Here is an 11866-nt window from a genome sequence, read left to right as displayed (position 1 = left end):
CCCCCGACGTCCGCGTGCGGAACGCTGCCGCAGGCTGCCAGGGCGGCCAGCAGCAGTGCCGGGTGGTTCTGCATCGTCTACACCCGGATGTTCGCCTGCGGAACGCCGCCACCGCAGTCCGGGCCGTTCGGGTACACCAGCTCGGCGGCGGTGGCCTGCGTCGTGCGGGCCAGTTCCACCCCGGCCGCGTTCGTCAGCACCACCGTGATCTCCACCGGCCCCTCCCGCAGGTCGGGGACGTCGACGAAGGCGTACCAGCCACCGGTCTCCACCACCCGCGCCGAGCACGTGTCGTCCGGCCCGGTGCCGGTGCAGCCCTGCGGTTCTGCGGCCGTGGCGCGGTGCAGGTCCGGCCGCCACGTGCGGCAGTCCGCGCCCCAGCAGGCGGTCACCTCAGCGCCCGCGACATCCGCCCGCGGCGCGACGTCGACACTGATCCCCCGCATCGCACCGATCAGCGTGCAGGCCCGCTCACCGCCCGCCGCACCCTCCGACGCCCCGCACGCCGTCAGCACAGCCAGCCCGAGCGCCAACACCGGCAACATCCGCATGCTTCCCAGACGGACCACGCGGCCCGCCGGTTGCACGCCTCCCCGGCACTGCTCCGGCAACGCTCACCGCGACCACCTGTGCAGCACCATCCCGCCGGTGCCTCGCTACTCGGCGCGGCTCAACCCGACTGGCCCCGCTGGCCGTTGCTCCGGCAGCGCGTCCAACCTGCAGCACCGTCCCGCCGCCGCCCGTTATCCGGCGTGGTTCAACCCGACTGGCCCCGCTGGCCGTTGCTCCGGCAGCGCGTCCAACCTGCAGCACCGTCCCGCCGCCGCTCCGCTACCCGGCGCGGCTCAACTCGACCGGACCGGCCGGCCGCTGCTTCGGCGGTGCCGCACGTGTGCAGAGCCCCGCCAACCCGCCGCCGCACCGCTACCCGGCGCGGCTCAACCCCACCGGCCCCGCCGGGCGTTGCTCCGGCAGCGCGTGCCGCGAACGGCCGCGCAGCACCTCGACCCGCTCCGAACCCGGACGGCCCAGCACCCAGCTCGACCCCGGCACCGACTTGGCCTGCTTCTTCAGCGGCGCCAGCAGCCGCGACGCCTCCCGATAGGACTCGATCGTCGCTGTGGCGCAGACCAGCGTCGCCAGCGACACCGTCACCGGCATGCCCTCCGCGCTCCACGGCGTGTCCAGCAGCGCGCCCGCGATCGTGCCGATCTCGTCCACGTCGCAGGCGATCAGGAAGTCGTCGCCGCCGACGTGGCTCACCACCATCCTCGGCAGCCGCGACGCCAGGTCCGTCAGGGTGCGGCCGATGGCGCGGATCAGGTCGTCCCCGGCGGCGAAACCGGCGTTGTCGTTGACCGCCTTGAACGAGTCGACGTCCAGCCACGCCGCGACGAACGCCTCCCGGCTGCCGATCCGCCGGTCCACGTCCCGCGCCACCGTGTCGCTGCCCGGCAGCCGTGTCAGCGGGTTCAGCGCCGCCGCCTCCTCGACCTTCGCCTCGGCCACCCCGCGCACCACCTCGGTCACGAGCACCACACCGAGGCAGCGGCCCGCGTCGTCGACCACCACCACGTCGTCGCCGGTGCGGCCCCAGTCCGCGTCGGTCACCAGCTCCAGCAGCTCCAGCGCGCCCGCGTCGGCGTGGATCGTGTGCGGGCTGTCGGCGAGCCGTTCCGCGCTGCGCTTCGCGTGCAGGGCGTGCCCGTACGGCCCGGTGACCGACACCAGGAACCGGGTGCGGTCGATCGACCACCGCGGCCGCCCGTCGGCGTCGATCCCGACGATGCCGCTCGGCGCGTCGCCCGCGGCCAGCGCGGTGCGGACGTCGTCGCAGGTCGCGTCGTGCGGCAGGGTGCTCGCCGGGCGCAGGAAGTCCCGCACGCGCGGCGTGGTGAGCGGCCCCGGCGTGAGGCGCTCCTCCGGGTCCGGGATCGCCGGGGTGAGCAGATGCCCCAGGTTCACCCCGTCCCGGGCGGGGGCGAACAGGTTGCCCTGAGCGATGCGCACCCCCAGGCGGCGCACCGCTCCCAGCTGCGCTTCGGTCTCGACCCCGGTCGCGACCAGTCGCGCGTTGGTCCGGGACGTGAAGTGCAGCAGGGATTCGACGACCGCGACCGAGCCGGCGTCACCGGGTAGCCCGCGCAGCACGCTGCGGTCGAGTTTGAGGACGTCCACCGGCGCGGCCGCGAGCATCGCGAACGGCAGGTCGCCGCGGCCGAGGCCGTCCAGCGCGAGCCGGAAACCCAGCTCGCCGAGCCGGTGCAGGCCGGCGAGCAGCTGTTCGGGCCACACCGAGCAGAACGGCGGCCCGACCTCCAGCACCACCTCGCGCGGCCGCTTGCCGACGCGGGCGAGGGTGTCGAGCAGAGGATCGACCGCGGGCGCGGCCGCGGTGGCGGCCGTGATGTTCAGGTGCAGCGGCAGCAGCGTCTGCTGGTCGGCTTCCGCGCGGACGGCGTCGCACGCCAGCGCGATGTCGGTCTCGACGAGGCGCCGTTCGCGGCGCGCGGTGTCGAGCAGTTCGTGCACGGACCCCTCGGCGGGGCGGGCCAGCGCTTCGAGCGCGACCATGCCGCCGGTGTTCAGGCTGTAGAGCGGCTGGAAGGCGAACCGGACTGGGCGCACGGACCGATCTTCGCTGGTGAGGTGGTCGTATTGAAAGAGATGTCGACTGATGTTCACCTGCGGGGCGGGCAGCGTACTCCCGCGGGGGTACGGGCGGGACAGATACGGTGATGCGCATGGAACCCGATCCGCGGACGCTACGCCGGGAGAACGCCAGCGAACCGGCGTGGTCCGACCTGGCCGACAACCCCTTCCGGGCCGACCGGGACCGCATCGTGGTGTCGCCGTTCTTCGCCCGGCTCGGCGGCGTGACCCAGGTGGTCAGCGCGGCCGGGTCCGGTCTGCTGCACAACCGGCTCACGCACAGCCTCAAGGTCGCCCAGGTCGCCCGCGCCATCTCGCAGCGGCTGCTGTCCTCGGTGGACTCCGCCGAGCTGATCGGCAAGCTCGGCGGGCTCGACCCGGACGTCGCCGAGGCCGCCGCGCTCGCCCACGACCTCGGGCACCCGCCGTTCGGGCACCTGGGGGAGCAGGTGCTGGACCGCATCGCCCGGCACCGGTTCTCGCTGCCGGACGGGTTCGAGGGCAACGCGCAGACGTTCCGGATCATCACCACGACCGACGTGCGCGGCCCGGCGGCGGTCGGCCTGGACCTCACCGCGGCCGTGCGGGCGGCGGTGCTGAAGTACCCGTGGGCGCGGCTGCACTGGCCCGACCCGCACCCGGCCGCGATGCGCATCCCGCCGCGGGGCGCCGCCGAGCCGGACGAGGCGCCGGGCACCGGGTCGAGCAAGTTCTCCGCGTACTGCACCGAGCTGGACGACGTGGTGGCCGCGCGCAGGCCGTTCGCCGGGCGGATCGAGCCGTGGCAGCAGACCGTCGAGGCGTCCGTGATGGACACCGCCGACGACCTCGCCTACGCGATCCACGACATCCAGGACTTCCACCGCATCGGGGTCCTGCAGCACGCGCCGGTGGCCGCCGAGCTGGGGGAGTGGCTCGACCACGCGGTGGAGCTGGCCGGACTGGACAACGCGACGCTCGCCGCGCAGATCCGCCGCCCCGGCCGGTCGCTGGAGCAGCTGCGGCGCCGCATGCACGCCAAGGACGCGTGGATCGTCGACGACGACGCGTTCGCCCACGCGGTGTCGCGGATCCGGGCCGAGCTGGTCGACGGCCTGCTCGCGGAGCCGTTCGACGGTTCGATCGAGGCGGAGCAGGCCACGGCGGCGTTCTCCGCGCGGTGGACGCACCGGCTGGTGGACGGCGTGATCGTGCTGCCGTCGCCGTCCACCCGGGCCGGGCACGTGTCGCTGCGGACCGCCCAGTGGCACGAGGTGCAGGTGCTCAAGTTCGTGCACCGCCGGTTCGTGTTGCTGCGCCCGGAACTGGCCCTCCACCAGCGGGGACAGGCCTCGCTGCTGACGACGCTGGTCGACGCGCTCGACGCGTGGCTCGCCGACCGGGACGAGGTGTCGCGCCTGCCGCGGCGCCTGCACGACCTGGTCGAGCTGGCGCAGTCGGAGTTCGAGGACCTGGCCCGGAACGCGCCCGAACTGCTGGTCGGAGCGACGGGCGAGCCGGTCGCGGGCGCCGACGCCGTGCGCGGGCTGGCGAGGGGCCGCGCGGTGATCGACTTCGTGTCGTCGCTGACGGACAAGCAGGCGGTCAGCCTGCTGGACGCGCTCTCCGGCCGATCCGGCCAGCCGTGGTCGGACAGCTTCGTGCTCTGACCAGCACGCCACCCAGCAACCAACCGCCGGCCGGCAACGCAACGCCACCGACTACCCCAACCAGACCTCCCCCGCCCCCGATCCACAGCCGATCTTTAGTCGCCGACCAGGGTTGTCAAGGCACGCTTTCCCGCCTTGACAACCCTGCTCGGCGACTGAAACACAATCAGGCATCGGGGGCGGGGTGGTCGGAAGGTGACGTTCGGCGCCGTAAGGCGCACCGCCGGGTGGTCATCCCGTCGCCTTCCGGTTTGTGCATATCACCTTGAGCCAGGGCCGCAAGGTTGGCATGTCAACTCGCGCGAGCACGGATGTTGCGGCCCTGGCTCAAGGTGATCGTCCAGTGTCAGGCGACGGGATGACCACCCAGCTACCTTGGTGGCGTGGTGAGACCCGCCACCGCGGGGAAAATCGCTGGACCGTGATCCGTACACTGGGTCTCGTGGACGTCCAGTTGGAGTAGCTCCGGGCCGCCTGTCCGGCAGGCCCGTCGATGCCACCCGTCCACCCCCGCCATCCGGGAGTTCTCTTGATCACGGCCACCGGCCTCGAACTGCGCGCCGGGTCGCGCATTCTGCTTTCCGACACCACCCTGCGCATCCAGCCGGGCGATCGCATCGGCCTGGTCGGGCGCAACGGCGCCGGCAAGACCACCACCCTGAAGGTCCTCGCGGGCGAGGGCGAGCCCTATGCGGGCGAGGTGCGCCGCGGCAGCGAGCTCGGCTACCTGCCCCAGGACCCGCGCGAAGGTGACCTCTCCGTCACGGCCAAGGACCGCGTCCTGTCCGCCCGCGGCCTCGACACCCTGCTGCGCGACATGGAGAAGGCCCAGACCGCCATGTCCGAGCTGGTCGACGACGCCGAGCGGGACAAGGCGATCCGCCGCTACGGCCGCCTCGAGGAACGCTTCGCCTCCCTGGGCGGGTACGCCGCCGAGAGCGAGGCCGCCCGCATCTGCGCCAACCTCGGCCTGGCCGACCGCGTCCTCGCCCAGCCGCTGCGCACCCTCTCCGGTGGCCAGCGCCGCCGCGTCGAGCTGGCCCGCATCCTGTTCGCCGCCTCCGACGTGGGGGCCTCCGGCCGCTCCGACACCATCCTGCTGCTCGACGAGCCGACCAACCACCTCGACGCCGACTCGATCAACTGGCTGCGCGGCTTCCTCAAGGGCCACGAGGGCGGTCTCGTGGTGATCAGCCACGACGTCGAACTGCTGGCCGAGGTCGTCAACAAGGTCTGGTTCCTCGACGCCACCCGCGGCGAGCTGGACAACTACAACATGACCTGGAACCGCTACCTGGAAGCGCGCGCGACCGACGAGAAGCGCCGCCGCCGGGAGCGGGCCAACGCGGAGAAGAAGGCTGCCGCCCTGCAGGCACAGGCCGCGAAACTCGGCGCGAAGGCCACGAAGGCCGTCGCGGCGAAGAACATGGCCCGCCGCGCCGAGCAGATGCTCGCGAGCCTGGACGACCAGCGCCAGGCCGACAAGGTCGCGCACATCAAGTTCCCGGCCCCGGCCCCGTGCGGGCGCACCCCGCTCACCGCCGACGGACTGTCCAAATCGTACGGCTCGCTGGAGATCTTCACCGGCGTCGACCTCGCGATCGACCGCGGCACCAAGGTCGTCGTGCTCGGCCTCAACGGCGCGGGCAAGACCACCCTGCTGCGCCTGCTCGGCGGCATGGAGAAACCCGACACCGGCAGCGTCGTGGCCGGCCACGGGCTGCGCCTCGGCTACTACGCGCAGGAACACGAGACGCTCGACCACGACGCCAGCGTGTGGGAGAACATCCGCCACCTCGCCCCCGACACCGGCGCGCAGGAGCTGCGGAACCTGCTGGGCTCGTTCCTGTTCACCGGTGAGCAACTCGACCAGCCCGCGGGCACCCTTTCCGGTGGTGAGAAGACCCGGCTCGCGCTCGCGGGCCTGGTGTCCAGCGCCGCCAACGTGCTGCTGCTCGACGAGCCGACCAACAACCTCGACCCGGCCAGCCGCGAACAGGTCCTCAACGCCCTGCGCAGCTACACCGGCGCCGTCGTGTTGGTCACCCACGACCCGGGCGCGGTCGAGGCGCTGGAGCCCGAGCGCGTGATCCTGTTGCCCGACGGCACGGAGGATCACTGGTCGGATGATTACTTGGAACTCGTCCAGTTGGCATGAGGTAAACAAAGGCTCGATTGCTTAGTTGGACTAGGCAACAACCTTGAATGGCGCAATTTTTCCGCCATTGGGCAGGTTTTTCGCCCGTCGTCTGGCAAATTCCCGGTTCGTGTTCGATCATTGCGTGACGAGGCCCACTGTGGCCTGCCAACGCGATCTGGTGGAAGGCGGAACGACGTGGCTGACCTGAAGAAGGGCGCGCGGATCACCGGCAGTACGCGTGACAAGCTGGCCGCTGACCTGAAGAAGAAATACGAGAAGGGTGCCAGCATTCGAGCCCTGGCCGAGTCGACCGGACGCTCGTACGGCTTTGTGCACCGCGTGCTTTCCGAATCCGGTGTGCAGTTGCGCGGACGCGGCGGGGCGACGCGCGCTAAGAAGAAGTAGGCCGGGCACCTCCGGCCTCGGCGCGGCGGAAGCACAACATCGCACCGAGGAGCACGGACGGGTACACCAGGTACCCGAAGCGCGTCGCGGGCGTCAGGAGCGTGAACGCTCCCAGCCCGATGGCGATGCGCCACAACGCGTCCGACCCCGCGACGGGCGGACGCCGCAGCAACCAGACGAGGATCGCGGCAGCGGCGCCCGCGAGCAGGACGAACGCGGCCACTTTCCCGGCCGGTCCGGTACTGGCGATGAGATAGCCCGGCAGCGGGCTCGCCGCCGGTGACGTCACCTGGCCCAGGCCGGCCGGGAACCGGATCACGTGCTCCACGAACGCCCGCGGGTTCACCAGGAACACCGGGATGTTGAGCACCGCGCACGCGACCACCGTCGTGGTGAGGAAGCGCGCCAGGGCCCTGCCGCCCAGGCGGGCGAAGACGAGCACGGCCAGCACCACCGCGGCCGGTGCGACGATGAGCTTCGCGCTGATCACCAGCGCGAGGACGATCGCGCTCGCCACCGGGCGGTCCCTGGCCGCGAGCGCGGCCGCGACGAGCATGAGACCGACGATCGCCAGGTCCGGCCCGGCGACCGCCCAGGTCAGCGCGGTGAGCGGGCACGCCATCGCGAACTGCGCCGCGCGCACCGGAACCCGCGGCGTCCGGGACAGCCGGATCGTCAGCCACGCGCACACGCACGCGGTCAGGGCGAACACCAGCCGCGCGTCGGTGAGCGCGTCGGCCACCGGGCTCCCGCCGAACAGGGCGCGGGGCAGACCGAACACGGCCATGACCGGGCCGTAGGGCGTGTAGTCGTTGACCTCCGGGGCCCGGGTGAGCGCCTCCACGTCCACGTACGGCGTGCCGTTGTCCAGCAGCAGGCTCGCCGACCGCTCGATCACCCACACCTCGGGCTGGGCGCTCCAGGAGAACGGTGTGTTCAGCCAGTCGGTGCCGGTGAGCCGCCGGACCACCAGGACCGCCAGCGGCAGCAGCATCGACAGCACGCCGATGCCGGCGATCCCCACCCAGCGGGAGCGCAGCAACCCGCCCTGGCGGCCGGTGGCGATCAGCCAGCCGGTGTGGGCAGCGGCGAATCCGTAGCCGAACGCGGCGCACGAACCCCAGATGCGGAAGCCGTAGAACTCGTTGGTGAGGGCCAGTGCGATGGCGTAGACGGTGCAGACGACGTAGAAGACCAGGTCGACGGTCAGCGGGTGCGCGGCGAGCAGAGCCCGCCAGCGGTCGAGGGCGGCGGCGGGGACCGGCGTGCGCACCTCGGTGCGCTCAGTGGTCATCGCGGGCCGCCGGGTGGTCTCGCACCGGTTTCGTCCCTCCCCATGGGCAAAGGTTACCGAGGGCGGAATCGCGGGCAACGCCCGGGAAGCTTTTGGTGACCTGCCGCGTTGACCTCTGCGTCTTCGGGGTAGACATCAAGTAATGTCGAACTTTTAGGGTGGGCGGCGTGGACAACACCTGGTCGTTGATGAGTTCGGCGATGCGCGCGGCGAACACGCCGAAGGGCCTCGCGCCCGGAACCGTGCGGCGGGTCGCGCGCTTCGCCCGCCCGTACTGGCGCAGCCTGCTGGTCTTCCTGGCGCTGACCGTGGTGTCGGCGGTGATCGCGGTGACCACGCCGGTGCTGGCCGGCAAGGTCGTCGACACGATCGTCGGCGGCAAGGACGCCGGCCTGGTCGTCCTGCTGGCCGTCGTCGTGGCCGGGCTCGCGATCGCCGACGCCGGGTTCGGGCTCGTCGAACGCTGGCTGTCCGCCCGCATCGGCGAGGGCCTGATCTACGACCTGCGCCGCGCGGTGTTCGAGCACGTGCAGCGCATGCCGATCGCGTTCTTCACCCGCACCCGCACCGGCGCGCTGGTCAGCCGCCTGAACAACGACGTGATCGGCGCGCAGCGCACGTTCACCGCGACCCTGTCCGGCCTGGTCACCAACGTGATCCAGCTGGTGCTCTCGCTCGCGGTCATGGTCACCCTGTCCTGGCAGGTGACACTGCTGGCGCTGGTGCTGCTGCCGGTGTTCGTGCTCCCCGCGCGCCGCATCGGCCGCCGGATGGCCGACCTGCAGCGCGAGTCGGCCCAGCTCAACGCCGGGATGACCACCCAGATGACCGAGCGGTTCTCCGCGCCCGGCGCGACGCTCGTCAAGCTGTTCGGGCGGCCGAAGCGGGAGGTCGAGGACTTCGGCGCCCGCGCGGGCCGCGTGCGGGACATCGGCGTGCGGACCGCGATGCTGACCCGCTGGTTCATGACCAGCCTGACCCTGGTGTCGGCGCTCGCGACGGCGCTGGTCTACGGCCTCGGCGGCTGGCTGGCGATCCGCGGGCAGCTCGCCCCGGGCACCGTCGTCGCCCTCGCGCTGCTGCTGACCAGGCTCTACAGCCCGCTGACCGCGCTGGCCAACGTGCGCGTGGACGTGATGACCGCGCTGGTGTCGTTCGAGCGGGTCTTCGAGGTGCTCGACCTCGACCCGATGATCACCGAGAAGCCGGACGCCCGCACCGTGCCGGACGGTGGCGTGTCGGTCGAGTTCGACGACGTCCGCTTCGCCTACCCGGCCGCCGACAAGTACTCGCTCGCCTCGCTGGAGGAGGTGTCCACACTGGACACCCGCGGCGGTGAAGAGGTCCTGCACGGGATCAGCTTCCGCGCCGAACCGGGGCAGATGGTCGCACTGGTCGGCTCGTCCGGTGCGGGCAAGTCGACGATCGCGTCGCTGCTGCCGCGCCTGTACGACGTCGACTCCGGCGCCATCCGGCTGTCCGATGTGGACGTGCGTGACCTGGCGTTCGCCTCGATCCGGGACACCGTCGGCGTGGTCACCCAGGACGGGCACCTGTTCCACGACACCATCCGCGCCAACCTGGAGTACGCGCGGCCGGGTGTGGCGGAGGAGGAGATCTGGGACGCGCTGGGCCGGGCGCGGCTCGCCGAGCTGGTCCGCAGCCTGCCCGACGGGCTGGACACGCTGGTGGGGGAGCGCGGCTACCGGCTCTCCGGCGGCGAACGGCAGCGGCTGACCATCGCGCGGCTGCTGCTGGCGCACCCGCGGGTGATCGTGCTGGACGAGGCGACCGCGCACCTGGACTCGGAGTCCGAGGCGGCGGTCAGCGAGGCACTGTCGCACGCGCTGGAAGGCCGGACCGCGCTGGTCATCGCGCACCGGTTGTCCACCGTGCGGGCGGCCGACCAGATCCTGGTGGTCGAGGACGGGCGCATCGTCGAACGCGGCACCCACGAGGAGCTGCTCGCCGCGAACGGCCGCTACGCCGACCTCTACCACACCCAGTTCGCCGAGGAGCCCGCCGCCGCTTAGCGGAGGGCGGGCACCCGCGGGCGGTAGTGGTCCAGCAGCGCGGCGTTGGCCGCGTCGCCGCCCTCGACGTTCGAGCTGCGCCACAGCGGCACCTCGACGCCCTCCCGCCGGGCGGTGTCGAAGACGTGCGCCAGCACCTCGTTCCACAGGAAGACGTTGAGCAGCGAGGACAGCGCCACCGTGCGCGGGTCGTCGGCGGGGAAGGCGGCGTCGCCGGGGCGGACGCCGGTGTCGAGCACGACGTCGGCCTGCTCCAGCAGCGTGCTGTGCGAGCGGCGCGGCGCCGCCTCGACCGACGCCCGCGAGGTCACCGCCACCACCGGCGCACCCGCCGCGCGGGCGGCCTCGGCCAGCTCGACGGGGTAGGGGTTGACGCCGGAGTTGGAGAACACGTACACCACGTCGTCCGGTCCGGGCGCGCGCTCGGCCAGCACCTCCGCGGCCAGGCCGGACCGCCGCTCGGCCGCCGTGCTCGCCGCGGCGCCGTGCAACGGCAGCAGGTCCGGGTGGTACAGCGGGTACACGCAGGCCAGGCCGCCCGCGCGGTAGAAGGTCTCGGCGACCGACGCCAGCGAGTGCCCGGCGCCGGCGGTGAACACCAGCGCGTCCGCCCGCACCGCGCCCAGCACCAGCGCGGCGGCCCGCTCGATCTCCCTGCCGTTGCGTTCGCCGGCCTGCTGCAGCGCGCCGGCGACCAGATCGTTGATCATGCGCCCGACCCTAGGCGGCGGACCACCCCGTGCGGGTGGTCGGCGGAAGAATCACCCCGGGCGTGGTGTTGGCTCCTGGTGTGAGTGATCCGGTGCTGACGACCTGGCGCGCCCGCGGGCCGGTGCGGGCGGTCGTGCTCGTCCTGCACGGGGGCGCCGAGAACGGCCTCAACGTGGTGCGGCCGTGGGGCCTGGCCTACCTGCGGATGGTGCCGTTGGCGCGGCAGATCCTGCGGGCGGGGGCGCCGCACGGGGTGGAGGTGCGGCTGCTGCGCAATCGCGTCCGGGGCTGGAACGACCCCGACCTGCACCCGGTGGCCGACGCGCGGTGGGCGCTGCGGCGGATCCGGGCCGAGCGGCCGGACGTGCCGGTGTTCCTCGCCGGGCACTCGATGGGCGGCCGGGTCGCGCTGCGGATCGCCGACGAGCCGGAAGTCCGGTCGGTGCTGGCGCTGGCGCCGTGGACCCCGATCGGCGAGCCGGTGGAACCGGTGACCGGCAAGACGGTCGTGATCGCCCACGGCACGCGCGACCGCGTCACCCGGCCCGCGGAGTCCTTCGCCTACGCCGAGCGCGCTCAGGCGGTCGCCGAGCGTGTGGTGCGGATCGAGGTCATGTCCGAAGGGCACGCCATGCTGTACCGGCCGGGGGTGTGGAACCGGCTGGCCCGCGAGTTCGCCCTGGACGCCGCCGGTGTGGCCCCGCTCACGGTCTGGTCGGTGCGTCCCGACCAGCGGCTTCGCCTGCCCGGGTAGCGTTGCGCAACCCTTTCGGGGTGCTGCACGTCCTGATTCGAGACGTTTGAGGTTCACTAGGGGCGTCCTAGGGCCGGTCGATCGGGGAACGGTGATGGCGTGACGAACCAGGGCGGCTACCCGCCGCGCGTACCACCGCGCGGCCCGCGACAGCACCAGCCCGCGCAGATGATGCCGTTGCCCGGCCGCGAGGGCGCCTACCGCCAGCCGCCGCCGCGCCGCCCCGGA

At 72.5% G+C, this 11866-nt stretch carries 9 protein-coding genes; 5 read left to right on the top strand and 4 right to left on the bottom strand.

Annotated elements, in window-relative coordinates:
• Window positions 1-77: 77 nt before the first annotated feature.
• Both AMY39116_RS0329720 and AMY39116_RS0329715 read right to left on the bottom strand, forming a co-directional pair.
• The gene (locus AMY39116_RS0329720) at window positions 78-545 is read right to left on the bottom strand and encodes a hypothetical protein (protein ID WP_020421254.1); all 468 of its coding nucleotides are present in this window, start codon (window positions 543-545) and stop codon (window positions 78-80) included.
• Window positions 546-924: 379 nt separating this feature from the next.
• Window positions 925-2628, bottom strand: coding sequence for a GGDEF domain-containing protein (locus AMY39116_RS0329715; RefSeq protein WP_020421253.1), 1704 nt, complete (start codon window positions 2626-2628; stop codon window positions 925-927).
• A 110-nt stretch (window positions 2629-2738) separates the two neighbouring features.
• Between AMY39116_RS0329715 and AMY39116_RS0329710 the strand changes: the two genes are divergently transcribed.
• From AMY39116_RS0329710 to AMY39116_RS45725, 3 genes are all read left to right on the top strand, one after another.
• Window positions 2739-4301 (top strand): deoxyguanosinetriphosphate triphosphohydrolase family protein, encoded by a 1563-nt coding sequence (locus AMY39116_RS0329710; protein ID WP_027936326.1) that lies wholly within the window; start codon window positions 2739-2741, stop codon window positions 4299-4301.
• Between the two features lie 529 nt (window positions 4302-4830).
• Window positions 4831-6459, top strand: a complete 1629-nt coding sequence (locus AMY39116_RS0329705; protein WP_020421251.1) for an ABC-F family ATP-binding cassette domain-containing protein — start codon at window positions 4831-4833, stop codon at window positions 6457-6459.
• 144 nt (window positions 6460-6603) lie between these two features.
• Window positions 6604-6846, top strand: a complete 243-nt coding sequence (locus AMY39116_RS45725; RefSeq protein ID WP_223843236.1) for a helix-turn-helix domain-containing protein — start codon at window positions 6604-6606, stop codon at window positions 6844-6846.
• Here AMY39116_RS45725 and AMY39116_RS0329700 read toward each other — a convergent pair.
• Window positions 6833-8140 carry a glycosyltransferase 87 family protein gene (locus tag AMY39116_RS0329700; protein WP_020421250.1) on the bottom strand — a complete coding sequence of 436 codons (1308 nt, stop codon included), beginning with the start codon at window positions 8138-8140 and terminating at the stop codon, window positions 6833-6835. The two genes, AMY39116_RS45725 and AMY39116_RS0329700, sit on opposite strands and share 14 nt — an antisense overlap.
• Window positions 8141-8307: 167 nt before the next feature.
• Between AMY39116_RS0329700 and AMY39116_RS0329695 the strand changes: the two genes are divergently transcribed.
• Window positions 8308-10173: an ABC transporter ATP-binding protein gene (locus AMY39116_RS0329695; protein WP_027936325.1), complete on the top strand. Its 1866-nt coding sequence runs from the start codon at window positions 8308-8310 to the stop codon at window positions 10171-10173.
• Here AMY39116_RS0329695 and AMY39116_RS0329690 read toward each other — a convergent pair.
• Window positions 10170-10883 (bottom strand): sugar isomerase domain-containing protein, encoded by a 714-nt coding sequence (locus tag AMY39116_RS0329690; RefSeq protein WP_020421248.1) that lies wholly within the window; start codon window positions 10881-10883, stop codon window positions 10170-10172. The two genes, AMY39116_RS0329695 and AMY39116_RS0329690, sit on opposite strands and share 4 nt — an antisense overlap.
• A gap of 80 nt (window positions 10884-10963) precedes the next feature.
• Between AMY39116_RS0329690 and AMY39116_RS0329685 the strand changes: the two genes are divergently transcribed.
• Entirely contained in the window at window positions 10964-11638 is a 675-nt protein-coding gene (locus AMY39116_RS0329685) for an alpha/beta hydrolase (protein ID WP_020421247.1), read from the top strand.
• Window positions 11639-11866 lie beyond the last annotated feature (228 nt).

Origin of the sequence: Amycolatopsis sp. ATCC 39116 (assembly GCF_000231075.2) — a bacterium.
Lineage (GTDB): Bacteria > Actinomycetota > Actinomycetes > Mycobacteriales > Pseudonocardiaceae > Amycolatopsis_E > Amycolatopsis_E tucumanensis.
Note: the sequence above shows the minus strand (reverse complement) of the source record. Positions and strands in the feature narration are given on the sequence as shown.

Bases quoted from the DNA above. Each gene is read 5' to 3' on its own strand.
- AMY39116_RS0329690 (WP_020421248.1), bottom strand. From the start codon at position 10,883: ATGATCAACGATCTGGTCGCCGGCGCGCTGCAGCAGGCCGGCGAACGC.
- AMY39116_RS0329720 (WP_020421254.1), bottom strand. From the start codon at position 545: ATGTTGCCGGTGTTGGCGCTCGGGCTGGCTGTGCTGACGGCGTGCGGG.
- AMY39116_RS0329700 (WP_020421250.1), bottom strand. From the start codon at position 8,140: ATGACCACTGAGCGCACCGAGGTGCGCACGCCGGTCCCCGCCGCCGCC.
- AMY39116_RS0329710 (WP_027936326.1), top strand. From the start codon at position 2,739: ATGCGCATGGAACCCGATCCGCGGACGCTACGCCGGGAGAACGCCAGC.